Annotated in this window: 21 protein-coding genes and 1 tRNA gene; 6 read left to right on the top strand and 16 right to left on the bottom strand. The window is 67.5% G+C overall.

The features are described from left to right. The first annotated feature begins 105 nt into the window (after window positions 1-105). Window positions 106-810, top strand: a complete 705-nt coding sequence (locus tag BN423_RS05055; RefSeq protein ID WP_019239179.1) for a copper homeostasis protein CutC — start codon at window positions 106-108, stop codon at window positions 808-810. A gap of 253 nt (window positions 811-1,063) precedes the next feature. Here the strand turns inward: BN423_RS05055 and BN423_RS05060 are convergent, their stop codons facing one another. Next, window positions 1,064-1,915 carry a class II fructose-bisphosphate aldolase gene (locus BN423_RS05060; RefSeq protein ID WP_019239180.1) on the bottom strand — a complete coding sequence of 284 codons (852 nt, stop codon included), beginning with the start codon at window positions 1,913-1,915 and terminating at the stop codon, window positions 1,064-1,066. Window positions 1,916-2,332: 417 nt separating this feature from the next. On the opposite strand from BN423_RS05060, the gene BN423_RS05065 reads away from it, so the two are divergent. Then, on the top strand, window positions 2,333-3,118 hold the full coding sequence (locus BN423_RS05065; RefSeq protein WP_019239181.1) for a DeoR/GlpR family DNA-binding transcription regulator: 786 nt from the start codon (window positions 2,333-2,335) through the stop codon (window positions 3,116-3,118). Between the two features lie 55 nt (window positions 3,119-3,173). On the opposite strand, the gene BN423_RS05070 is transcribed toward BN423_RS05065, so the two are convergent. The 11 genes from BN423_RS05070 to BN423_RS05120 form a co-directional block, all read right to left on the bottom strand. After that, entirely contained in the window at window positions 3,174-4,109 is a 936-nt protein-coding gene (locus BN423_RS05070; protein ID WP_019239182.1) for a hexose kinase, read from the bottom strand. Window positions 4,110-4,184: 75 nt separating this feature from the next. Continuing rightward, window positions 4,185-4,898 (bottom strand): SIS domain-containing protein, encoded by a 714-nt coding sequence (locus BN423_RS05075; RefSeq protein WP_232385508.1) that lies wholly within the window; start codon window positions 4,896-4,898, stop codon window positions 4,185-4,187. A gap of 103 nt (window positions 4,899-5,001) precedes the next feature. Then, window positions 5,002-6,165, bottom strand: a complete 1,164-nt coding sequence (nagA, locus tag BN423_RS05080; RefSeq protein WP_019239184.1) for an N-acetylglucosamine-6-phosphate deacetylase — start codon at window positions 6,163-6,165, stop codon at window positions 5,002-5,004. Between the two features lie 124 nt (window positions 6,166-6,289). Further along, window positions 6,290-7,456 carry an SIS domain-containing protein gene (gene agaS, locus BN423_RS05085; protein ID WP_019239185.1) on the bottom strand — a complete coding sequence of 389 codons (1,167 nt, stop codon included), beginning with the start codon at window positions 7,454-7,456 and terminating at the stop codon, window positions 6,290-6,292. Window positions 7,457-7,503: 47 nt separating this feature from the next. Continuing rightward, window positions 7,504-8,235: a GntR family transcriptional regulator gene (locus BN423_RS05090; protein WP_019239186.1), complete on the bottom strand. Its 732-nt coding sequence runs from the start codon at window positions 8,233-8,235 to the stop codon at window positions 7,504-7,506. A 57-nt stretch (window positions 8,236-8,292) separates the two neighbouring features. Next, window positions 8,293-8,718: a PTS sugar transporter subunit IIA domain-containing protein gene (locus BN423_RS05095; RefSeq protein WP_019239187.1), complete on the bottom strand. Its 426-nt coding sequence runs from the start codon at window positions 8,716-8,718 to the stop codon at window positions 8,293-8,295. A 209-nt stretch (window positions 8,719-8,927) separates the two neighbouring features. Then, complete coding sequence (locus BN423_RS05100; RefSeq protein ID WP_019239188.1) at window positions 8,928-9,593, bottom strand: hypothetical protein; 666 nt, start codon at window positions 9,591-9,593, stop codon at window positions 8,928-8,930. Window positions 9,594-9,796: 203 nt separating this feature from the next. Then, complete coding sequence (locus tag BN423_RS05105) at window positions 9,797-10,639, bottom strand: PTS system mannose/fructose/sorbose family transporter subunit IID (protein ID WP_019239189.1); 843 nt, start codon at window positions 10,637-10,639, stop codon at window positions 9,797-9,799. Beyond that, complete coding sequence (locus tag BN423_RS05110) at window positions 10,620-11,510, bottom strand: PTS mannose/fructose/sorbose/N-acetylgalactosamine transporter subunit IIC (protein WP_019239190.1); 891 nt, start codon at window positions 11,508-11,510, stop codon at window positions 10,620-10,622. Before BN423_RS05110 ends, BN423_RS05105 begins: the two co-directional genes overlap by 20 nt. A 90-nt stretch (window positions 11,511-11,600) precedes the next feature. Then, window positions 11,601-12,065, bottom strand: a complete 465-nt coding sequence (locus BN423_RS05115) for a PTS sugar transporter subunit IIB (RefSeq protein WP_019239191.1) — start codon at window positions 12,063-12,065, stop codon at window positions 11,601-11,603. A gap of 1 nt (window position 12,066) precedes the next feature. Then, window positions 12,067-13,869: a glycoside hydrolase family 35 protein gene (locus tag BN423_RS05120; protein WP_019239192.1), complete on the bottom strand. Its 1,803-nt coding sequence runs from the start codon at window positions 13,867-13,869 to the stop codon at window positions 12,067-12,069. 443 nt (window positions 13,870-14,312) lie between these two features. Here BN423_RS05120 and BN423_RS05125 point away from each other — a divergent pair, with 443 nt between their 5' ends. The 4 genes from BN423_RS05125 to BN423_RS05140 all read left to right on the top strand — a co-directional run bounded on the left by BN423_RS05125 (window position 14,313) and on the right by BN423_RS05140 (window position 18,560). Next, a complete protein-coding gene (locus tag BN423_RS05125; protein WP_019239193.1) occupies window positions 14,313-15,443 on the top strand; it encodes an aldose epimerase family protein in 1,131 nt (376 codons plus the stop codon). A gap of 78 nt (window positions 15,444-15,521) precedes the next feature. Further along, window positions 15,522-16,709 carry a galactokinase gene (locus BN423_RS05130; protein WP_019239194.1) on the top strand — a complete coding sequence of 396 codons (1,188 nt, stop codon included), beginning with the start codon at window positions 15,522-15,524 and terminating at the stop codon, window positions 16,707-16,709. A 14-nt stretch (window positions 16,710-16,723) separates the two neighbouring features. Continuing rightward, window positions 16,724-18,373: a UDP-glucose--hexose-1-phosphate uridylyltransferase gene (locus BN423_RS05135; protein WP_019239195.1), complete on the top strand. Its 1,650-nt coding sequence runs from the start codon at window positions 16,724-16,726 to the stop codon at window positions 18,371-18,373. Window positions 18,374-18,484: 111 nt separating this feature from the next. Beyond that, window positions 18,485-18,560 (top strand) — tRNA-Thr (locus tag BN423_RS05140). Between the two features lie 148 nt (window positions 18,561-18,708). On the opposite strand, the gene BN423_RS05145 is transcribed toward BN423_RS05140, so the two are convergent. The 4 genes from BN423_RS05145 to BN423_RS05160 form a co-directional block, all read right to left on the bottom strand. Then, window positions 18,709-19,899, bottom strand: a complete 1,191-nt coding sequence (locus BN423_RS05145; protein ID WP_019239196.1) for a SurA N-terminal domain-containing protein — start codon at window positions 19,897-19,899, stop codon at window positions 18,709-18,711. Window positions 19,900-19,928: 29 nt separating this feature from the next. Beyond that, window positions 19,929-21,011, bottom strand: a complete 1,083-nt coding sequence (locus BN423_RS05150) for an isocitrate/isopropylmalate dehydrogenase family protein (RefSeq protein WP_019239197.1) — start codon at window positions 21,009-21,011, stop codon at window positions 19,929-19,931. Between the two features lie 3 nt (window positions 21,012-21,014). Then, entirely contained in the window at window positions 21,015-21,713 is a 699-nt protein-coding gene (locus BN423_RS05155) for a hypothetical protein (RefSeq protein WP_019239198.1), read from the bottom strand. A 61-nt stretch (window positions 21,714-21,774) separates the two neighbouring features. Further along, on the bottom strand, window positions 21,775-22,872 hold the full coding sequence (locus tag BN423_RS05160; RefSeq protein ID WP_019239199.1) for an NAD(P)-dependent oxidoreductase: 1,098 nt from the start codon (window positions 22,870-22,872) through the stop codon (window positions 21,775-21,777). Window positions 22,873-23,006 lie beyond the last annotated feature (134 nt).

Consider the following 23,006-nt stretch of genomic DNA (forward strand, 5'->3'; position numbering starts at 1 on the left):
AATATTGCCCTGATGCGGGCATGGAGGGCGGCCATGCGGAGCGTGGTGCCGCGTGATGCGTGGTACCCTAGCACCCGGTATCGGGTTGATAGACGGGGGTATCCAATGGAGCTGCTCAAGGAATTCTGCGCCGAGAACATGGCGCGCGTGCCCGCCGCGATCGAGGCGGGGGCGCGGCGCATCGAGCTCTGCGACAACCTGGCGGTGGGCGGGACCTCGCCGAGCGCGGGCGTCATCGCGGGCGCCGTGGCGTGGTGCCGGCCGCGGAACGTCGCCGTCATGGCGATGGTACGGCCGCGCGGCGGGGATTTCGTCTACACGGGTGCCGAGCGCGACATGATGCGCCTCGATGCGCGCGTGGCACGGGCGCTCGGCGTGACGGGTGTGGTGTTCGGCTGTCTCACGGGCGACGCGGAGACGGGCTACCGGCTCGACGACGCCTTCTGCGCCGAGCTCGTGGCGCTCGCCAAGGCGCCGCTCGCGCAGGCGGACGCGCTCTTCCCGGGAGCAGCGACCGAGCCCGTCGCGGTCACCTTCCACATGGCCTTCGACGAGCTCGACACCGCCGAGCAGCTGCGCGCGATCGACGTCCTGGCGGGCCTGGGGGTGGAGCGCATCCTCACCCACGGCGGACGCGCGGGCACGCCCATCAGCGCGAACTATGCGCGCCTGCGCGAGCTCATCGCGTACGCGGACGGGCGCATCACCATCCTGCCCGGCGCGGGCATCACCTTCGAGAACGTGGACGAGGTGGCGCGCGAGCTCGGCGTGACGGAGTGCCACGGCACGAAGATCGTGCGCATCGGGTAGCGGCGGCGCGCCCCTCATACTGCGGCGGCGAACAACCGCGGCATACAGCAGCAGCCGGGTGGATGCGCGCGATCGGCATCCACCCGGCTGCTTTGCGTTGGCTCTTGGTGCTTGTGGGCCAAAACTGAGCAGTTTTCAGCCTGAAATGTGCTCGCTTTTGGCTCCTAAGGTGCCTGGTGCGGCGTTTCGGCTGCCTGACGCGACCCTTAGGACGCCCGGCACAGGGTTTCGGCCTCCCGTTCCCGTGCCCTGCTTACGCGCGACCCACGGAACCGAGGTTCTCCATGCGGACCTTCACGATGTTCGTGATCTCGGCCATACCCTGCTTGGCGGGCTTCTTCGGGTCGAACACGCCCGGGTTCTCGGCCATGAACGCCATGTAGCCCTTAGTGTAGGCCTGGCGCAGCTCGGTGGCGTAGTTCACCTTGCAGATGCCGTTCTTCACGGCCTCGGCCACCTGCTCGTCCGGCACGCCGGAGGTGCCGTGCAGCACGAGCGGCACGTCCACGGCGGCGCGGATGGCCTTCACCACGTCCTGCTCGATGTGCGGGGTCTCGGTGTAGACGCCGTGCGCGGTGCCCACGCCGATGGCGAGCGAGGTGCAGCCGGTGCGCTCGACGAACTCGCGCGCCTCGTCCGGGTCGGTGTAGGGGTTCTCGCCCTCGACCGCCGGGCCGTCGTCCTCCTTGCCGCCGACCTTGCCGAGCTCGGCCTCCACGGGCACGCCCATGGCGGCGCCCACCGCGGCGACGGACTTGGTGAGGGCGATGTTGTCCTCGAAGGACTCGTGGCTGCCGTCGATCATGACGGAGGTGTAGCCCACGCGCAGCGCCTGCATGCAGCGGTCGAAGCCGTCGCCGTGGTCGAGGTGGAGGGCCACCGGCACGCTCGCGCGCGCGGCCGCGGCGCTCACCATGCCGTAGAAGTAATCGAGGCCGGCGGTCTTGATGGTGCCGGGCGTCGTCTGCATGATCACGGGCGACTTCGTCTCCTCGGCGGCAGCGAGCACCGCCATGACGAACTCGAGGTTCTCGACGTTGAAGGCACCGACGGCGTAGTGGTTCTTCTGCGCGTCGAGCAGCATATCCTTAGTCGTAACGAGCATGGTGTCTCCTCTCCTCTGCCCGCGGTACGCCTGCACCCCGGGCTGACCGATGGCTCTATTTTAGGGGGTTACCTGCATGAATCCAGAGCCGAGTTATCGGCGTGCGGGCGAAAATGGCAAGCAAACGCAGACGATGCGCACGGCCGGATGGGACGCGGCGCGCCCGGGTGCTTCCGCTTTGCAGCGCGGACGTCGGCCGATCGCTCGAAACTTTCCAAAGGAAAGCAAAGACAATGTGCTACCTTATCTTTAACGATAGAAAAGACAACATCGTTTCTTCACATTAGTGGTCGAGGCGACTTGTCGGGACGGCGCCGCTCGCTGCGGCACGCGTCGAAAAGGAGCTGAGCGCGGCGCGCGCCCGGCACCCACCGAAGCCGCCCCCGTACCGCGCCCGCCGAACGCAGAGGAGAATGCATGCCCACCATCCCCCACGCAACGCCCGAGGAGCGCCAGGCCGCCATCCTCTCCATGCTCGCGGAGTCGGCGTCGGTGCAGGTCGCGCAGATCTCGGAGGCCTTCGGCGTGTCCCGCGTCACCGCCCGCGCCGACCTTGACGCCCTCGCCCGCGCCGGTAAGCTCCGCCGCACGCACGGCGGTGCCATCTCGCTTTCCAAGACGCTTACCGTCTCAATCCAGGACAAGCGCGTGAACGTGAACGCCGAGGCGAAGCAGGCCATCGCACGGGCGGCCATCGGCTTCGTAAGCGACGGCGAGTCGGTGCTCGTCGATTCGGGCACCACCGCGCTCGAGTTCGTCCGCGCGCTCGCCGCACAGCATACCGGCGTCACCGTCGTGACCGACGATTTCAGCATCGCGGATTACATCGACCGCTCCGCGCCGTCGCTCGAGGTGATCATCCTGGGCGGTAGCCTGCGCAAAGGGCACCGCTACATCACGGGGCCGCTTACCCTGCGCATGCTCGAGATGCTCCACCCGGACAAAGCGTTCATCACGCCCACCTCGTACGTGCCCGGCCGCGGCCTCATGACGAACAACCAGGAGATGGCCGAGCTCAAGCGCTCGTTTCTCACCTGCGCCAAGGAAACCTATGTGCTCATGGACGCCTCGAAGATCGACGCGCCGGGGCTTCTGTGGTTCGGCACGCTCGAGCAGGTGGATACGATCATCATGGACGCCGACCCGAACGGCATCGTCGCCGCTGAGGCCGAGGAGGCGGGCAGCCGGCTCCTTATCGCATGAGCGGTAACCCGAAGCCCGGCGAAACCTGGCATCGGGCTACCGCCCAGCACAACCGTTAGACCTCGGCGACCTCGACCGAGGCGTAGACCTCGTCCCACTTGTCCATGACGAGGTGGCCGGTCTGCGAGTCCATGGCGTTGAGCTTGCCGCAGGTGTTGCCGCAGGCGAGCACCGCGACGTCGTCCATGCCGGCGGCGATGGCGTGCGCGAAGCCCGCGACCGTCGAGTCGCCGGAACCGGTGGCGTTCACCGCTTGGATGGGCGGCGTGGTGACGCGGTAGCGGTGCCCGTCGTGGAAGGCCACGGAGCCGGCGGCGCCCATGGTCACGACGACCCACGCCACGCCCTGGAAGCGCGGGTCGGCCGCCACGGCATCGCCGAGCGCGGCGGCCTCGTCCGTGGTGAAGACGGTGCCCAGGAGCGCGTTGATCTCGGTGAGGTTCGGCTTCACGAGCGTGGGCTTCACCTCCGCGGCGAGCGCGGCGTCGAGCGCAGCGCCCGAGGTGTCGAGCAGCACGGGCTTGCCGGCGCGCACGGCCGTTTCCACCATGCCCGCATAGCACTCGGCCGGCACGCCCTTGGGCAGGCTGCCCGAGATGGTCACGCAGTCGGCCTGCTGCACGAGCTCGGCATAGTTCGCGAGGAACGCCTCGAGCTCCTCAGTGCTCACGGTAGGGCCGCTCTCCAGAAGCTCCGTCTGGTTGCCGTCGTGCAGCAGCGCGATGCACGTGCGGCTCTCGCCCGCGATGGGCGTGAAGCGGTGCGGGATGCCGTCGGCGTCCATGAGCTCGCCCAGGTACGCGCCCGCGTGCCCGCCCAAAAGCCCCGTCGCCAGCACGTCGTCGCCCAGCTGCACGAGCACACGGCTCACGTTGAGCCCCTTGCCGCCCGCCGTCTTCTGCGGCGTCACGCGGTTCACGTCGTCGATCACCAGGTGCTCGACCTCGTAGCGCGTGTCGATCGACGGGTTCATGGTCACGGTGAGAATCACGGTACCCTTCCTTTCCAAGCGCGCGGGGCGCCCGGCGATGCGCTCGCGCCCGCCGCGCCCCCGCCTCAAACCCCGCTAGTACTCCGCGAGCCTGTCCTTGAACTGATCGAGCAGGCGCTGGTTGAACTCCGGGCCGCCGTCCACGTTCGCGCTCATGTAGAGCGGCGGCACCACGCCGCGCTCGAGCAGGATGTCGAGCGACTCCATCACCACGCAGTCGAGCAGCAAACAGCCGGTGTAGAGTGACGTGCCGCCCACCTTCGTGGGGATGCCCTCGACCTCGAGCGCCGCGTCGCCGAAGGAGCTCTTGTTGTCGAGCACCACGTCGGCGCACTCGAAGAGGCGCTTGCCGCTCTTGCTGCGCGACGTGCCCGCGGCGGAGACCTCGCGCGCCGTCACGGCGATGACGGGGATACCCGCCTCCTGCGCGTGCATCGCGAGCTCCACGGGCAGGGGGTTGCGCCCGGAGTTCGAGATGAGCACGAGGCAGTCCTCCGGGCGCACGTCGAGCTTGAGCCAGAACTGGTCGCCCACGCCGTCGAGCATCTCGTAGATGCCGAGCGCCGGCTCGCGCACGATCTTCGTCTGGATGTAGCCGCCCGCGCGGCCGCAGATCTCGAGCGCGTTGGCATGGCTGTGGCCCGAGCCGAACGCGCGGATGATGCCCCCGCGCTCGATGACATCGGCGAAGATCACGGCGGCCTGGTGGATGGCCTCGTCCTGGCCGTCCGTCACCTCGTCGAGGCGGCGGATGATCTCGGCCTTGAAGCGCTCAGCGGTCTTGAGCACGGTTTCCTCCTTCATAGGGCGGCGGCACGAGAAGCGCTCCTTGTCGCGCCGCCGCTAAGCCTGTCCCCAAATATGGCAAAAGGTAACGTTTTGAACCCGTCCCTTAATGAACCAGGGTGCCGCCGACGTAGGTCGCGGCGAGCGTCATGTCGGCGTTGAAGACCGTGAGGTCGGCGACGCGGCCGGGCTTGATGGAGCCGCACACGTCGTCGATGCGCGCCGAGCGCGCGGCGACCTCGGTGGCCATGCGGATGGCCTGGTCGGCGGTCACGATCTGCCAGTCCACCATGTTCTTCACACCCTTGGCGAGCGTGAGCACCGAGCCCGCGATGGAGCCCGTGGTGCCGTCCTCGTTGAGCAGGTAGCAGAGGCCCCCCTTCATGACCACGGGCAGGCCGCCCGACACGTACTCGCCCTCCGGCATGCCGCCGCAGATGAGGCAGTCCGTGATGGGCACGCAGTGCTGCCAGCCCTTGGCGTCCACGAGCGCCTTCACGGCGGCGGGCACCACATGCTTGCCGTCGACGATGATCTCGGCGTACGTCTCGGGCGTGGTCATGGCGCAGCCCGTCACGCCCGGGTCGCGGTGGTGCAGGCCGCGCTGGCCGTTGTAGGTGTGGACGAAGCACGTGGCGCCGGCGTTCACCGCGGCGAGCGACTCGTCGTAGGTCGCGTCGGAGTGCCCGATCGCGGTCACGACGCCCTTCGCGTCGAGGGCGGCGATGTAGTCGGCCGCGCCCTCCTTCTCGGCCGCGAGCGCGCTCTTCTTGATGCGCCCGCCGGCGGCCTCCTGCCAACGGTCGAACACCTCGACGTCCGGCGCGATGAGGAAGGCAGGGTTCTGCGCGCCCACGTGCGCCTCGGTGAAGAACGGCCCCTCGAGGAAGATGCCGCCGATGCGGGCACCCGGGAAGTCGTCCGCGCGCGCCTCGTCGGCCGCGGCGATGGCGGCGCAGGCGCGCTCGATGTCCTCGGGCGACTCGGTGAAAGTCGTGGGCAGCCACGTGGTGGTGCCGGCCTGAGCGAGCGCGATGCTCGAATCGTCGATGCTCGCGGGGTCGCAGTCCGTGGTGGCATGGTTATGGAAGCCGTGGATGTGCGTGTCCACGAGGCCGGGGGCAACCGTCGCGCCCGGGTACTCGACGATGTCGCATGCGGGGGCCTCGGCCGACCACGAGCCGAACACGCCGTCCTCGATGGTGAGGTACCCGCCCTGCATGGTCGCGCCCGGAAGCACGAACCTATCGGCGGAGATGGCGAACTTCATAGCGAACTCCTCTCGGAAGGTGAAACTCCGGTGATACCTTGGTGCCCGGCACCTCGGCATCGCCCGATGCGCGGTGATAAAAAGGTGTCTGACACCAAATTATCACCGCGGCAACTATGATGCGTTACGCCTCGAACTCGTGGATGATGACGCCCTTCACCACGCGGTTCACGGTGCCGGTGGGGCTCGGCGTGTCGGGGGTGTTGCCCACGCGCACGGAGTTGAGGAGCGAGACGGCCTGGGCCACCATCACGAACGGCAGCGCGAGGTAGGCCTCGGGCAGCGCCTCCTCGCCGGAGAAGGTGAAGGACTCGCCCGCAAAGAGCTCGCCGGCGTCCTGCTGGATGGCGATGGTCTTCTGCGCGATCTCGTCGCCCGCGATCTCGTTCAGGATGTCGAGGTCGTACTTGCGCGTGTAGGGGTCGTTCGACACGAACACGAACACGAGGGTCTTCTCGTCCACGAAGCTCTTCGGCCCGTGGCGGTAGCCCATGCAGCTGTCCCACGAGGTGGCCACGAGGCCGTGCGCGAGCTCGAGGATCTTGAGCTGCGCCTCCTGGGCGAGGCCCACGTAGGAGCCGGAGCCCAGGTACGTCACGCGGTTGAAGTCGCCCGCCAGGAAGGCCGCGACCTCGTCCTCGCGCTCCACGACCGTGCGGCCCAGGCGCGCGGCCTCGCGCACCCACGCGAGCTTCTGCTCGTCGGAGGCGGCGTCGAAGATGAGGGTCGTGAGCAGCGCCATGCAGCTGTAGCTGCCGGTCATGGCGAAGCCCTTGTCGTTCGCGCGCGGGATGAGCAGCGTGAGGGCGTCCGGGTCGCCGGCGCTCTCGACGGCGAGCTTGCCCTCGGGGGCGCAGGTGATGTTCAGGAACTTGATGTTCTTGACGTACTTGCGCGCCACGTCCACGGCGGCAAGGCTCTCGGGGCTGTTGCCGGAGCGGGCGAAGGACACGAGCACGGTGGGCTCGTCGGGGTTCAGGAAGTCGCGCGGGGCGGAGACGATGTCGGTCGTAGCGATGGGCTTGAAGTCGTACGTCGCGACGTCGCCGGCATGGCGGAGGTAGGGCGCCACGGTGTCGCCCACGTAATCCGACGTGCCCGCGCCGGTGAAGATCACCGACGTGCGGCCCTCGGCCATGGCGTTCGCCTCGGCGAGGAACGCCTCGATGGCCTCCTTGTTATCCGCGTAGATCTGGAACGTGTCCTCCCAGAGCTCGGGCTGCTGCTTGATCTCGGCGGTGGTGATGTCCGCCCCGAGCGCCTTCAGCTCCTCCAGGCCTTTCTCGAACATGGTTGGTACCCTTCTATCGTGCGCGCGCCCGGCAGCGAGCGCGCCGCCTACTCACCGCGATGGTGGTAGACCTTGTATTTGAACTGGTCTGCGCGGGCCACCGAGAGCGTGTACTCCACGATCTCGTTGCTCGCGTTATACGTGGTGCGGACGAGGTCGAGCACGGGCGCGCCCTCGTTGATCCCGAGCAGGTGCGCGTCCGCGGAACGCGCGATGCTCGCGAAGAACTCCTCCTCCGCCACCTTGATCTTCTCGTGGTAGACGCCCTCGATGATCTCGTAGAGCGGCATGCTCTCCAGAAGCGGCCGCTTGAGCGTGAGGAACTTGCGCATGGGCAAGTACGTGCGCTCGACCATCATGGGGATGTCGTCTGCGGAACGCAGGCGCTTGAGCTTGAAGAGCTTGTCGTTCTCGCGCACGCCCAGGTGGTCGGCGAGGTTCGCGTCGGCGAGGATCTCGCTGAACTCCAGGATCGTGGTATGCGGGACGCGCCCCATCTCGCGCATCTGCTCGGTGAAGCTGTACGACTGCATAAGGTTCGTCGTCTGCGCCGAGCGATCCGCGACGAAGGTGCCGCGGCCGTGCTGGCGGACGACGAGCCCGAGCTGCTCGAGCTCCTGCAGGGCGAGCCGAACCGTCGTGCGCGAAAGGCCATAGCGTTCCGAGAGCTCGCGCTCGGAGGGCATGAGGTCGCCCGGGCGGTACTCGTACTCGATCTTCTCGGACAAGATGTCGACCAGCTGGTCGTAGAGCGGCTGGCGCCGCATCGTTACCGCCATAGATTCGCCTCCCTCACGCGTGTTCCGAACACACATCGCTCCGATCGCGGAGCGGTCTTACATCTCATCGTCCTCGTCGTCGCCCATGGGCTCGAGCTTCTTGTGGCACACGCCCGCGGTGCCCACCGTGACGGCGGCCTCGGCAGTCTCCTCGGCGGTGGCGTAGGCGCCGCGCATGACGATGAGCTCGATGAGCATGGGCAGGTTCACGCCGGCGACGACCTCGACGTTGTCGATGACCTGGGACGCGAGCATGGACTGGTTGAACGGGGTGCCGCCGAGCAGGTCGCAGAAGACCACGACGCCGTCGCACTCCTCGCGCAGCTCGGAGATGGCGGCGCGCAGGTCGGCCGCATAGGTATCGGTGCTCGTGCCGTCGAAGGGAACGGCCTTGAACGCGGGCGTGTCACCCGCGACCATATCGACGGCGCTCTTCACGCCCAGCGAGAAGTTGCCATGGCCAGTGAGAATGAAACCGATCATGTTCGTGTCCTTTCCTACACACACGATTCCCCGCGGCGACCCCATCTGCTTGCATAGGGCGCGAGTGGTAACTGGTTACTACCAGCTATGCTAAATGGTGAAGGCGAATGGTCCCGCAAGCAGACCTAAGACGCATGCGCCCTCCTTACCGAACTCCGTTCGCCGCGCACCCACCCGGGCATCGCGCCCGCGCGGAACGCGCCGCGAACCTACTTGCCGTCCGCGGTCTCGGACGGCTCGCCGGGCTCCCCCTCCGCCTGCGCATCCTTCGGGCGCGGCATGGAGTTCTCGGCGATGAACTGCTTGAGGAGCCCCTCGTAGTAGCGCGCCTTCTCGCGGTTGCCGGCATTGCGGTACTGCTTCGCGATGAGCATGTACAGCTTCGCCCGCGCTTCCGGAGCGGCGGTATCCACGAGCTCCTCCATGCGCTCGATGCAATCGTGCCGATTGCCGAGCATGATGTCGTACGTGAGCTGCATATCCTTGACGACGGACTCGTCGCAGAGGCCCTTTGCTTGCTGGAGCAGCTCCTTCGCGCGCTTCTTGTCCTCGATGGACACGTAGTAGTTGAACGCGAGCGCCACCGTCTGCGCGAGGCGCTTCTTCGAGGACCGCATGCGCAGCATGAGCTCGATCATGCGGGTCGCCAGCTCGCGCTCGCCGCGCGCGTCATGCACCATGAACCGCCACTGGTACTGCCTGTACGTGGGGAACAGGATGCGCGGCAGCAGCTTGTTGAGCGTGTCGAAGCAATCGTCGAAGAGACCGGTCGCATAGAGCATCTCGACCTTCACCTCGTAGTAGCGGCGCAGAAGCGTCGTCGCCACGAAGTAGACGAGGAGAAAGATGAGAAAGACGATGACTTCTGGTCTCACGATGGAATACCTTCCCTTGCTTCTCGGCGCTCAAAGACGCCTGCCGGCGCAGTGCCATGATAGCGAAAAACGGGCGCGCACCTCTGGGAGAACGCGACGGAGCATATGCCCGCCTTGAGGAGCGCGCCCGTTTGCGACTCACGCAGAGCAAGACCCCGCCCGGCGCCCGGTTGCCCGGGTGCCGGGACGAGAACCTAGACTCCTTAGCCCTTGGCGATCCAGCCGAGGCCGCCGAGGACGATGGCCACGATGAGGACGATGAAGATCGCCTTGGTCGAGGTCATGCCCTTCTTGCCGAGGAGCCAGTACACGAAGCCGACGAGGGCGGCGGGCACGAGCTTCGGGCAGATCATGTTGGCGATGTGCTGGAGGTCGACGGTGACGCCACCCAGATCGATCGGGGCGGAGATCACGATGCCGACGTTGGTGGACACGAGGGCGCCCACCATGAACACGCCCATGACGGTAGCGGCGTCGGTGATGGCGTTGAGCTGGTCGCTCATCGTGGAGACGAGCTTCATGCCCTGGTCGTAGGCGACGTAGGTCTGCTTGCAGCGGAACCAGTCGACCACGATGTTCACGGCGATCCAGATGAAGATGCCGAGCGGGTTGCCGGCGGACGCCATGTTAGCGGCGAGCGCGCCGAAGATCGTCGGCAGCAGCGAGCCGAAGATCGAGTCGCCGATGGAGGCGAGCGGGCCCATGAGGCCGGTCTTCAGGGAAGCGACGGTCTCGAGGCTCTCCATGCCCTCCTCTTCCTCGATCGCCAGGTCGATACCGGTGATGATCGTGTTGAGGAAGTTGGAGGTGTTGAAGAACGGGGCGCAGTGGGTGCGCGCGGCGATCTTCAGCTCTTCGGTGTTGTCCCCGTAGATCTTACGGAGCTGCGGAAGGATGATCCACAGGTAACCGGTGTGCTGCATACGCTCGTAGTTCCAGCCAGCCTGGAAGCCGACGAGGTTGCGACGGTTGATCTGCTGGAAGTCGGCCTTAGTGAGCTTGTAGCCCGTGGTGCCGTTCGGAAGCTTAGAGCTCATCGTCGTCATCTCCCTCCACGGCGGCAGCAGCGGCGGGCGCAGAGGCGGCCGCCTTATTCTGCGTGTAGTAGATGTAGGCAAGCGCGAAGCCGATGAGGGCGATCGTCAGCATGGACAGCGAGTTGTAGTCGCCGCCGGTGATCTCCGCGTCCGTGATGGTAGCCACGGTCGAGAGGTCGCCGCTGATGCCCATGACGCTCGTGAACAGGGTGCCCAGGAGGGCGGCGATCACGAAGCCGAGGATCAGGTAGGCGATGTGCTTCTTGACGGGCAGGTAACGGAGCAGGATGGCGAAGCCCACGGCGGGCAGCGCGGCGCCCGCGACGGTCAGGCCAGCGCCGAGCCAGGCGAAGTCGCCGTTGAGCGCGGTGGTGATGGCCTCAACGACCGGCTGGCCGAAGGCGAGGGCCAGGAACACCGGGATCATGCGGCTGAGGCACCAAGAGACGGCACCGAGCCAGTAGTGGAAGTTGTACGAGTTCCAGTTCATGTTCTCGACGTCGGCATCGCACATGTGGCCGAAGAACGTGTTGGCGAAACGGCCGGCGATGTCGGTGTACACCAGGATGGCAGCCACGGGCACGCCCAGGGTCGCGAGCGCGAGCTCGGGATCCATGTGAGCGCTCACCGCGAACGCGGTCGCGATGAGGGTGCCGGAGTTGGCGTCGATACGGGACGCGCCACCGAAGGTGCCGACGCCCAGGATCGTCAGCTGCATCTGGCCGCCGATCAGAAGACCGGTGGTCATGTCGCCCATGATGAGGCCGGTGATGAAGCCGGAGAACACGGCGGAGCCGGCGCTGGAGTACCAGTGCAGCTCGTCCATGATCTGGAATCCGGCGTACGCCGTGAGCAAAATGATTTGCCACCACTGAATCATGGTTTTCCTCCTTCTACAGATACGAAACGATACGTTCCCACGCTATATACGGCCGCGCATCTCCCCTCGCGGCAGTAGCGCCAAAAGAAATTAGGCCGTGAACTTCTCGGGGTTGTTCTGCGGCGTGAGCTGGATGACCATGGGCACGCCCAGGGCCTCGAGCTCCTTGAGGGCATCGACGTCGTCCTGGCCGCAGTTGATGTTGCGGTTGTAGGACTTGACGATGTCCATGGAGGTGATGTTGCCGAGGATGATCTCGTCGAACTTCACGCCCGCCTTGACCATCTTGACGTAGGTCTCGGGCTTCTTGACGACGATGAACAGGCGCTGGGCGTCGTACTTGCCCGCGAGGATGTTCGCGCAGGCCTTCTCGGTGGAGAGCACCGAGAGCTTGCAGGTCGCCGGGGTAGCCATGCGGAGCACCTGCTTCTGCACGGCGTCCTCGCAGATCTGGTCGTCGACGACCATGAAGCGGCTCACCTGACGAGCGTTGCTCCAGAGGTTGCCGACCTGGCCGTGGATGAGACGGAAATCAACACGTGCGCCAACAATCATGTTACTCAACTCCTTCTTTGTCGAGCAGGTTGATGAGGGGCTCGGAGCGCAGGGAGATCGTGCTCTCGTACACGCCCTCGGTTTCGAACAAAACGAGCTCGTTCACGCCGGCGTGCGTGAAACCGTGCGGGACGAAGAGCGTCATGATGGGACCAACCTCCCAGAAGCGCCCGACGTTCACCCCGTTCACGAACGCGCAGCCCTTGCCGAAGCCCGTCGTGTCGATAAAGGTGTCAGCGGGTTCGTCGAGCGTGAACTCGAAGCGGTGGAAGGCGGGCTGGCCCTCCTCGAACCCGGCGGTGAAATCGATGCCGGAGATGTCGGTGAGCGGCAGGCAGCGCTGCTCCCACCCGGTGATGAAGTGCAGGTCCGCGCACACGCCCGTGCGGATGCCCTTGTGCTGCGTGTCGGCCAGGAGCTTGTGGCCGTAGCCCACGCGCCCCATGTTCTCCATGAGGATGTCCAGGCGGTTGCGCTCGGCGGGCAGGACGCACTTGATGTCCTCGCCGATGTGCTCCTGGTACTGCGTGGCCACGCAGGTGCCCTCCACGTAGACCTTCGCGCGGTCGCGGCCGTCGATGACGCGGATGCGCTCCTCGGCGTCCTCGGCGACGTCGCGCTCGATCGTCGTGGTGTAGAGCGTGTAGCCGTAGCTCTGGCCCAGGTCCTCCATGGTCTGGGGGTACTGGGAGCGCACGGGCTCGGACAGCGCGTCGAGCACGTTGAAGAGGCTCACGCGGCCGGTCGCGGGGATCTCCCCCACGGCGACGGCCTGCTTCACGAGCGGCTCGGCCGTCCAAGCGTCCGGGTAGAGCTCGCGCACCATGTCGCGCAGCTTGTACCACTTCTCGGTGGGGTTGCCCTCCTCGTTGAGCGGGGCGTCGTAGTCGTAGCTCGTGACCTGGTGGATGTCGTGGGTGTGCCGCGCGGAGCACGCGTTCATGAAGCCGAAGTTCGTGCCGCCGTGGAACATGTAGAGGTTCAGGCCGTCGCCGATCTCCAGGCACTCGCGCACGCAGGCCACGAGGTCGTCCGCGTCGCGGCGGATGACGTTCTCGCCCCAGCGGTTGAACCAGCCGTCCCAGAACTCCATGCACATGAGCGGCCAGTTCTTGCCGTGCTCCTCGTGGAAGGCCTTGAGGGCGGCGAGGTTCTCGGCCGAGCGGCTCCCGAAGTTGCCGGTGGCGAGGATGTCGTCGTCGATGAGCGTGCCGGCGCGCAGGCAGCCGCGCCACGGGCCGTCCGAGGTGCACAGCGGCACGTCGACGCCGCGCTCGACCATGAGGTCGCGGATGGCGCGGAGGTAGTCCTTGTCCTCGCAGTACGAGCCGTACTCGTTCTCGATCTGCATCATGATGATGTTGCCACCGTGCGTGATCTGGCGCTCGACGAGGATGGGCATGAGCTGGTCGTAGTAGCGGGCGACGTGCTCGAGGAACTTGGGGTCGCGCGAGCGCGGGCGCATGGTGCGGTCGCGCATGAGCCACGCGGGCAGGCCGCCCCACTCCCACTCGCCGCAGATGTAGGGCGAGGGGCGCGCGATGAACCAGAGGCCGAGCTCGGCGGCCTCGTCGATGAAGGCGGCGATATCGTTAAAACCGGTAAAATCGAAGACACCGGGCTCGGGCTCGATCGTGTTCCACGTAAAATACGCCTCGACCGTGTTGAAGCCCATGGCCTTCAGGTTGTAGAGGGAATGGCGCCAATCGGAGGGGTGCACGCGCACGGGGTGGATGGCACCCGAGAGAATCGTGAACGGCTCACCGTCGAGGTAGAACTTGTCACGTATCTCAAAGGTATGCATGTTCCCCCTAGCATTTGGCATGTTCGGCACTCGAACCCCTCTCTCGTCCTATCGGCATCGAGGGCAGCATCGTGCCTTCGTCGGTATCAGTATACACATCCTCACCACATTTCTCAAAATAATATGAAGTCGTCTGTGAACGGTATGTTTCGAGCCATGAACGGTTTTGTAAACGTTTTCACTGGTAAATCGGTTGTTGATTCAGCGTGATGAGATGATATAGGACAACTTGCGTTTTGAGCTGGCCGTCTAAGTGGTTGTAACCACTTAACCAGTACCTATACCAGCTCACTGGTACGTACCAGTGTTCGATGCGCCCCACGGCGCATCCGTTCGCGCGCAAACATACCCGTTTGCGAGCCATGCGTTCAGCCGCATCAAGCGCGGCCCCGATGTGCGCTATCCTACAGGGAGGCTCATGGATAGCGACGGGAGGCCCAGCCATGGTCGAGAAGAGGTCGTTCGGGTCATTCGGCCCCGAGATACCGCTCGGTACCGGCCGGGGGCAGCTCGCCGCGCATCTTTATATCTTGAGCAACGACGCGCTCACCGTGCGCCTGAGCGACCTGGGCGCCGCAATCGTGGGCATCGATGCCCCGGACGGCGCGGGTGCGGTCGCAGACGTGGTGCTCGGCTTCGACGAGGCCGCCGCGTACTATCCCGACAGCCAGGGAACCTACTTCGGGGCGACCGTGGGCCCGAGCGCGAACCGCGTCGAGGGCGCGGCGGTGGCCATCGAGGGCGCGACCTACCGCCTGCCCGCGAACGAGGGCGCGAACAACCTGCACACGGACGCCGTGCGCGGCCTGCACGCGCAGCTCTGGCACGCGGAGGCGGACGAGGCGCGCGACCGCGTCACCTTCACCCTCGAGCTTGCGCCCGGCGAGCCGGGAAGCGACCTCGAGCTCCCGGGGCGGCGCGCGTTCCGCGTCACCTATGAGCTTCTCGGTAGCTGCCTGCGCATGACGTACGAGGCCGCGACCGACGCCCCCACCTTCATCAACCTCACGAACCATAGCTACGTCAACCTCGCCGGGCAGGCGTCCGGCTCGGTGGCGGCACAGGAGCTCACGGTCTTCGCCGAGCGCTTCCTGCCCATCGACGGCGCCTCCATCCCCACGGGCGAGCTGCGCCCCGTCGCGGGCACGCCGTTCGATTTCCGCGCGCCGAAGGCCATCGGCCGCGACATCGAGACGGCCGACGAGCAGCTCGAGCGGGGTCACGGCTACGACCACTGCTTCTGCATCGACGGCTACGAGCCGGACGACGGCACGGGCGATCTGCCCAAACCGCGCCGGGCTGCGCGCGCCCTCGACCCTGCGAGCGGGCGCGGCATGGAGCTCTGGACGACGCTGCCAGGCCTCCAGCTCTATACCGGGAACTTCATCGGCGGCGTGGCGGGCAAGGCCGGCCATGTGTACGAGGACCGCGGCGGCTTCGCGCTCGAGCCCGAGTTCTACCCCGCCGGCCCCTCGCACCCGGCCTTCCCGTCCGCGATCTTCCGGCCGGGTCACCCCTACCGCGCCGTCACCGAGTACCGCTTCTTCACGACCGAGCCCGTCCCGGGCGCGTGATGGCGCGCTGACCCCCGTCACCGTTGAGCCGGATGGCTCACTGAAACCCGTCCCGAATGCGTCAGGAAAGGAATGCGCATGACAACAGCAACGCCCCTCGTCGACCTCTTCGCCGAACGGTTCGGCACGGCGAAGAGCCCTCTGCTCTCCGTGACCGTCCCGGCACGGTCGGAGATCGCCGGCAACCACACGGACCACGAGGGCGGTGACGTCATCGGCGGCGCGCTCGACGCGAACGTCCAGGCCGTGTGCGCCCTGAACGGCACGGATACCGTGCGCGTGGAGAGCGTGGGCTACGGCGGCTTCGAGATCGACCTCGCCGACCTCGCCGCCCGCGAGGACGAGCGCGAGACCACCGCGTCGCTCGCGCGCGGCATGGCCTCCGAGCTCGCCGCGACCGGCCGCGCGCCCCAGGGCTTCGACCTCATCATGCGGAGCTCCATCCCCGCGGGCAGCGGGCTGTCGTCCTCCGCAGCGGTCGAGCTCGCCTTCGGCCGCGCCATGGAGGCGCTCTGGGAGGGCGAGCCCATCGACGCCACCGCGCTCGCCAAGATGGCGCAGCGCACGGAGAACGTCCACTTCGGCAAGCCCTGCGGCCTGCTCGACCAGCTCGCCGAGGCGCTCGGCGGCCTCGCCCACATGAGCTTCGCCGACCCCGCCGAGCCGGCGTCCGAGAAGCTCGCCTTCGACTTCGAGGACAAGGGCTACGCGCTCGTCCTCGTGAACGTGGGCAGCGACCACAGCGCCCTCACCGGCGAGTACGCCGCCGTGCCGGGCGAGATGAAGGCCGTCGCCGCCGCCCTCGGCAAGGAGCGCCTGTGCGAGGTCGACCCGGCCGCCTTCGATAGCGAGGTCGTGCGCCTGCGCCACGAGCTCGGCGACCGCCCGGTGCTCCGCGCCCTGCACTACTGGAACGAGCAGGACCTCGTCCTCAAGCGCTGGGATGCGCTCAAGGCCGGCGACATCGACGCGTTCCTCGCCCTCACCCGCGCCTCGGGCGCGAGCTCGGCCATGTTCCTGCAGAACGTCTCGGTGGGCGGCGCGAGCGAGCAGTCCGCGATGGTGGCCCTCGGCCTGGCGCAGCGCCTGCTCGAGGGCGAGGGCGCCTGCCGCATCCACGGCGGCGGCTTCGGCGGCTCCATCCAGGCCTTCGTGCCGGTGGATCGCGTGGACGCCTTCATTGCCGGCATGGACGAGTGGTTCGGCGCGGGCGCGTCCCGCCATTACCGCATCGTGAGCGAGGGAGCTGAGTACGCATGGCTGTAGAGAACACCGCAACTATGGACACCCCGGCCGGCGCGCCGCGCGTCGCCGACGACGTCAACGAGCTCGTCTCCTACGCCATCGTGCGCGGCATGCTCGCCCCGGAGGACGCCATCTGGGCATATAACGCCATCCTCGAGCGCATCGGCGAGGACGGCCCCGCGGCGCCGAGCTCGGCCGTGTTCCTCGAGAACGGCTACCAGCTCTCCCCCACGCGCGACCTCGCGGAGGACGAGCCCTCCATCGAGATCGCGTTCACCGACGACGAGGCCGCCGGCTTCGACCTCGAGGACTGCATCGAGCGCATCGCGGCCGTGGGCGTCGCGAACGGCCGCGAGGAGGACACCCCGTCCGGCCGTGACCGCATCGCCACGCGCGTGATGGACATCCTCATGCCGCGCCCCTCCGAGGTGGACGCGATGTTCGCCGAGCTCTATGACGAGGACGGCGCCGAGGCCGCAACCGATTGGTTCTACCGCCTGTGCTGCGACGCGCGCTACGTGCGCACCGCCGCCATCGCGCGGAACATCGGCTGGACCACGCCCACGCGCTGGGGCGACCTCGAGATCACCATCAACCTCTCCAAGCCGGAAAAGGACCCGAAGGCCATCGCCGCCGCCGGCGCCGCGCCCGCGGGCGAGGCGTACCCGGCATGCCAGCTCTGCATGGAGAACGAGGGCTACAGCGGCCGCGGCGCGGGTGCCGCCCACGGCGCGCATCCCGCCCGCCAGAACCTGCGCATCGTCCCCATCACGCTCGGCGACGAGCACTGGGGCCTGCAGTACAGCCCCTACGCGTACTTCTCCGAGCACTGCATCGCCATGAGCGCCGAGCACCGCCTCATGCACGTCGACCGCGAGAACATGGCGCGGCTCGTCGACTTTATCGACCTCTTCCCCCACTACTTCGTGGGCTCCAACGCCGACCTGCCCATCGTGGGCGGCTCGATCCTCTCGCACGACCACTTCCAGGGCGGGCGCCACACGTTCCCCATGATGAAGGCGGCCGTGGAGGAGACGTTCGAGATCCCCGGCGCGCCCGAGGTGCTCGGCGAGGTGCTGCGCTGGCCGCTCTCCGTGCTCAAGCTCAGCGCACGCGACCGCGAGGCGCTGCTCGACGCCGCGGCGCACGTGCTCGACGTGTGGCGCGGCTGGAGCGACGAGGAGCTCGGGATCGTGGCGGAATCGGACGGCGAGCGGCACAACACCATCACGCCGGTCGCCTGCCGCGAGGGCGACGACTACGTGCTCTACCTGGCACTTCGCTGCAACATCGCCACCGATGAGCACCCCTTGGGCGTGTTCCACCCGCATGCCGAGTGGCACCACATCAAGAAGGAGAACATCGGCCTCATCGAGGTCATGGGCCTGGCGATCCTGCCGCCGCGCCTCGTGGAGGAGCTCGCCGCGGTGCGGGGGCACCTGCTGTCGGGAGCCGAGGGCGCGGCGCTCGCCGAAGCGCTCGAGGGCGACCCGCTGTCCACCTCGCACGCCGCGTGGGCGCTCGAGCTGGCCGAGGCGCATCCCGAGCTGACGCCCGAGAACGCCGAGGAGATCATCCGCGCGGGCGTGGGCGAGGTCTTCGGGCACGTGCTCGAGGACGCCGGCGTCTACAAATGGGATCTCGCCGGCCGCGCCGGGCTGCACCGCTTCCTCGCCGCGCTGTAGGAACCGTGAGGCCGCACGTGGAAACGCCCAACTTTTTCATGTGCGGTCTTGCGCTACAGGGCGTTTCCACGTAATATTAACGGTCGCAGGACATAGCGCCTGCCGCTGCATGCCAGCATAGCTCAGTTGGTAGAGCACCGCTCTCGTAAAGCGGGGGTCATGAGTTCGAGTCTCATTGCTGGCTCCAGTCACACGCAACAGCCCAGACGCCGCGCGCGCCTGGGCTGTTTTCGTATGCCTCCCCTATGGAGGGAACCAAACGGAACCGCCCCCGCACGCAGGCAGATGCCGCATGCGGGGGCGGTTTTGAGCTTGCGGGGAGCTACGCGCGGGATTTACGCGTAGAGCCCGTAGATGTCCATGTCGGCATCGGCGAAGAGCGTGTTCGCGAAGTCCGTCCACGCCTGGCTCGACTGCGAGGCCTGGGTCGCGTACTCCTGGTAGGCCACGTAGTAGGCGATGATGGCCTCCTCGTAGGACGCGGAGTCCGCCGTGACGTCCATGCCCTGGAGCGCGGTCGCGTACGGGCCGTCAGTCGAGGCCCACGTGCCCGTCTCGGCATCCCACTCATCGCCGGCGAGGTTGATGATGTAGTCCGCGTACGCCTTCGAGCGCGTGCTCGTGTCGCCATCCGCCGGCTGCTCGGGCTCCTCGGGGAGGGCGACCGTCGACGCGGGGGCAATCTGGTTGTAGAGCTTCTCGATCATCGTGCTGTTCCGCACGATCTCGCGCGCCTGGTCCTCGCTCAGGCCGTACTGGGTCGCGAGCGTCGCGAAGTCGGACGTGCCGTAGGTCTGCTCGGCATAGGCCGTCACCTCGTCGTCCGTGACCTCGATGCCGCGCGCCTCCGCCTCGTTGAGAAGGATCTGCGTGCGCACGTAGGCGACGAGCGTCTCGGCCGAGGGTGCGCGGTACATGCCGTCATCGGTCTTCATGGAGTCGAGGCTGTACTGGCTCTCGATCGCTTCGCGCGCGGTGATGTCGTGCCGCGCGCCCTTGTACGTGTACGAGGCGACGGTGGCGTCGAGCTGGCCTTCAGTGAGCAGTGCCGAGCCCGGGGCGGACGATGCGCCGCCGAAGCCGCCGCGGCCGATGAAATAGCCGCCGACGCCGGCGACGATGATGGCGATGACGAGCACCGCGATGAGGATCGCGCGGTTGGGCTGCTGGGTGGAGCCGTGGTCGGAGGAGGTGGGGCCGAGCGCCGCAGCGGGAGCGGCGTCCTCGTCGGTGTCCTCGTCCGCGTCCTCGGGATCGTCGTCCTCGGCGGCCTCATCGTCAGCGGCGACATCATCATCCGCATCCGCCCCATCGGAGCTCGCGGCATCCGCGCCCGTCTCGTCGGCACCCGCGGCGTCCGCGTCCGTCTCGCCGTCGTCCGGATCGGCGTCCGCATCCTCCCGCTCGATGACCTCGACCTCGGATTCCGGCAGGTCATCGGGGACGTCGGAGCGCTCGATCACCTCGATGCCGTCGATGTAGTCGTGCTCGCCCTCGAGCTCGTCCCGCTTCACCAAGAGCCCCATAGCCCTATCCCTTCGTCTCGTCCCGCGCATCACAGGTGCGCGATGACCGCTTCCGTGTAGGCACGCGTGCCCACGGCACCCTCGGTGCTGCCCGTGAGCGCGCGGCGGATGTCCGCCGTCACCGCGGTGCCTTCGGCGAGCGTCGCGCTCACGGCACGGCGCATGCGCTCGGCGGCCGCATGTTCATCCAGATAATCGAGCATCATCGCGGCGGATAGGAACTCGGCCGTCGGGTTCGCGATGTCGCGCCCCGCGATGTCGGGGGCGGAGCCGTGCGTCGCCTCGAAGATGGCGCAATCGCGGCCGATGTTGGCGCCCGGGGCGAGCCCCAGGCCGCCCACGAGCCCCGCGCACAGGTCAGACACGATGTCGCCGTAGAGGTTCGGCAGCACGAGCACGTCGAAATCCGCCGGGTTCTGGACGAGCCCCATGCACGCCGCGTCCACGATCTTATCCTCGAAGGCGATGTCCGGGTACGCGGAGGCCACCTCCCGCGCCATGCGCAGAAAGAGGCCGTCCGTCTCCTTCATGATGTTCGCCTTGTGCACCGCCGTGACCTTGCGGCGGCCGTTCGCCCGCGCGTAGTCGAACGCCGCGGTCACGATGGCGCGCGACGCGGGCTCGGAGATGGGCTTGAGCGAGAGCGCCGATCCCGGGCGGATCCCGCGCATGCCCGCCGCGCGCACGAGCTCGTCGATCGCGGCAACCTCGGGCGAGCCGGGCGCGAACTCGATGCCCGCATAGAGGTCCTCGGTGTTCTCGCGGAAGATCACGAGGTCGACGTCCGTGTAGCGCGAGCCGTCGCCGGGCAGCGACCGGCACGGGCGCACGCAGGCGTACAGGTCGAACGCGTGCCGGAGCGCCACGTTCACGCTCCTGAAGCCCGTGCCCACCGGTGTGGTCACCGGACCCTTGATCGCCACGCCCACCGCGCGGATGGCCTCGAGGGCGCGCTCGGGCAGCGGCGTCCCCTCGCGCTCCATGACGGCGGCGCCGACGTGGACCTCCTGCCAGGAGATGCCGACGCCCGTGGCATCGACGACCGCGCGCATGGCACGCGTGATCTCCGGGCCGATCCCGTCACCGGGGATGAGGGCGACGCGATGCTCCATGCGCTACTCCTCGTCCTCTTCGACGTCGTCGTCCTTCGCCTGGGCGCGGACGCGCTTCTTGGGCGCATCGAGCTTGAAGCGCTTGACGAGCATGTCGTAGATCTCGCGCGAGCGCGCCTTGAGATAGCTGCCCTTGCCGTTCTCCGCGTCGAACGAGAGGCGGCCGGCGAGCTCCTCGGCCACGTCGCCCGCGATCTTGCCCTGCGCGAACTCATGGAGGTAGCCGAGCATGTCGCGGTACTCGAGGTCGCCGTGATAGCACTGGATGGCCTCGTCGATGATGGGCCACACCTTCTTGGAGCGGCCGCGCTCCGTGGCACCCCAGACGCACAGCAGGTGGAAGGCGGAGAGGCGCAGCGTCGCGGAGAGCTCGTCGAAGAGCGCCGTCTCGGCGCCCTCGAAGGCGGCGCCGATCTCCTTCGCGTGGTCGGGGACGAGCTCGCTCAGGGCGTCGAGCACCTCCCAGCGGGTCTGCGCCTCGGGGCGGTACAGGGCGTCGATGAGGTCGGAGACGTACGGGTCGAGGAGCTTCGGCTCGCGCTGGGCGAGGATCGCCACCACGCGCGCGGAGAACTGCCGCGTGCGCCTGCTCGAGCTGCTCAGGTCCTCGATGAGCGCGGCGAGCGCCGCACCGTCGCGCTCGATCTGCGCGAGCGCCTCGACCTCCTGGGTATCGAGCTCGCGTTCCTTGGTATCTGCCATTGATGCCTACCTCTTCTTGCGATTCGTATACGACTGCACGGGACGCGGGCGCACCGGGCGCTTACTCCCCGTGATGGCGGCAGCCGCACTCATGGCCGTCGCCGTGTCCGTGATGGCGTCCCTCGCCATGGCAGCACTCGTGGCCCTCGCCGTGCTCGTGGCCGTGGCCGTGGCAGCACTCGTGGTCGTCGCCGTGGCCGTGCTCATGGTCGTGGCCGCAGCCGCATGCGTCCTCATCCTGGGTGTAGCGCGACCAGTCGAGGCCGGCCGCCGCAGCGTCCGCTTCCTCCGCGTAGAGCAGGGTGATGGCCTGCGTGCCGAGCTCCGCGCCGCCGATGGCGTCGAGCATGTCGTACAGGGCGTAGGCGGTGTCCGCGCCGGGCAGGGCGATCTCGTACTCCTCCGCCTCCTGGAGCGCCAGGCCAATGTCCTTGATGAAGTGCTTCACCATGAAGCCCGGCTTCCAGTCGCCCTCGAGCGCCTTGGGCGCCAGCTGCTCCATCGCGCCGGACTTGCCCGTGCCGGTGAGGATCATGTCGCGCGTGAGCTCGAGGTCGAGGCCGGCCTGCTGCGCGTAGGAGAGCGCGTCGGCCATGCCCACCATGGACGCGGCAAGCGATACCTGGTTGGCGAGCTTCGCGGCCTGGCCCTTGCCCGCGCCGCCGAAGCAGAAGATGCGCGAGGTGAAGGTGGCGAGCAGCTCGCGGACGGGCTCGATGTCGTGCTCGGTCGCGCCGATGATCGCGGTGAGCGTGCCGGCGATGGCGCCCGCCTGGCCGCCCGTCACGGGGCAGTCGAAGGCGGTGCGCTCGCTCACGGCAGCCGCGCCGGCGATGTCGCGCGCGAGCGAGGGGCTGCTCGTGGTGAGGTCGATGAGGATCGCGCCCGGCTTCGAGGCCGTGAGCAGGCCGTCGCTCGCCAGGTAGAGCTCCTCGACGTCCTCGGGGTAGCCCACCATCGTGAACACCACGTCCGCGCCGGCAGCAGCCTCGGCGGGCGTGGCGGCGAGCTCAGCGCCGCGGTCGACGAGCGGCTGCGCCTTCGCCTGGGTGCGGTTGTAGACCGTGAGCGGGTAGCCCGCGTCGAGGATGTGCCCGGCGATGGGCGCGCCCATGATGCCCGTTCCGATGAACGCGACCTTCAGCTTCTTATCTGCCATTGTGGTATCTCCCTTGTTTGCTTGCCACGTTGTCGATGCGTTGGGGGTGATAATTTGGTGTCAGTCACCTTTTTATCACGTGCTCCGCGGTGATAAAAAGGTGACTGACACCAAATTATCACCCGCGTGTTCGG

It is taken from the genome of Enorma timonensis, from assembly GCF_000321165.1.
Lineage (GTDB): Bacteria > Actinomycetota > Coriobacteriia > Coriobacteriales > Coriobacteriaceae > Enorma.

Coding starts and splice junctions, on each gene's coding strand:
- BN423_RS05055 (WP_019239179.1), top strand. CDS start 106: ATGGAGCTGCTCAAGGAATTCTGCGCCGAGAACATGGCGCGCGTGCCC.
- BN423_RS05060 (WP_019239180.1), bottom strand. CDS start 1,915: ATGCTCGTTACGACTAAGGATATGCTGCTCGACGCGCAGAAGAACCAC.
- BN423_RS05065 (WP_019239181.1), top strand. CDS start 2,333: ATGCCCACCATCCCCCACGCAACGCCCGAGGAGCGCCAGGCCGCCATC.
- nagA (WP_019239184.1), bottom strand. CDS start 6,165: ATGAAGTTCGCCATCTCCGCCGATAGGTTCGTGCTTCCGGGCGCGACC.
- agaS (WP_019239185.1), bottom strand. CDS start 7,456: ATGTTCGAGAAAGGCCTGGAGGAGCTGAAGGCGCTCGGGGCGGACATC.
- BN423_RS05090 (WP_019239186.1), bottom strand. CDS start 8,235: ATGGCGGTAACGATGCGGCGCCAGCCGCTCTACGACCAGCTGGTCGAC.
- BN423_RS05095 (WP_019239187.1), bottom strand. CDS start 8,718: ATGATCGGTTTCATTCTCACTGGCCATGGCAACTTCTCGCTGGGCGTG.
- BN423_RS05105 (WP_019239189.1), bottom strand. CDS start 10,639: ATGACGACGATGAGCTCTAAGCTTCCGAACGGCACCACGGGCTACAAG.
- BN423_RS05110 (WP_019239190.1), bottom strand. CDS start 11,510: ATGATTCAGTGGTGGCAAATCATTTTGCTCACGGCGTACGCCGGATTC.
- BN423_RS05115 (WP_019239191.1), bottom strand. CDS start 12,065: ATGATTGTTGGCGCACGTGTTGATTTCCGTCTCATCCACGGCCAGGTC.
- BN423_RS05120 (WP_019239192.1), bottom strand. CDS start 13,869: ATGCATACCTTTGAGATACGTGACAAGTTCTACCTCGACGGTGAGCCG.
- BN423_RS05125 (WP_019239193.1), top strand. CDS start 14,313: ATGGTCGAGAAGAGGTCGTTCGGGTCATTCGGCCCCGAGATACCGCTC.
- BN423_RS05130 (WP_019239194.1), top strand. CDS start 15,522: ATGACAACAGCAACGCCCCTCGTCGACCTCTTCGCCGAACGGTTCGGC.
- BN423_RS05135 (WP_019239195.1), top strand. CDS start 16,724: ATGGACACCCCGGCCGGCGCGCCGCGCGTCGCCGACGACGTCAACGAG.
- BN423_RS05145 (WP_019239196.1), bottom strand. CDS start 19,899: ATGGGGCTCTTGGTGAAGCGGGACGAGCTCGAGGGCGAGCACGACTAC.
- BN423_RS05150 (WP_019239197.1), bottom strand. CDS start 21,011: ATGGAGCATCGCGTCGCCCTCATCCCCGGTGACGGGATCGGCCCGGAG.
- BN423_RS05155 (WP_019239198.1), bottom strand. CDS start 21,713: ATGGCAGATACCAAGGAACGCGAGCTCGATACCCAGGAGGTCGAGGCG.
- BN423_RS05160 (WP_019239199.1), bottom strand. CDS start 22,872: ATGGCAGATAAGAAGCTGAAGGTCGCGTTCATCGGAACGGGCATCATG.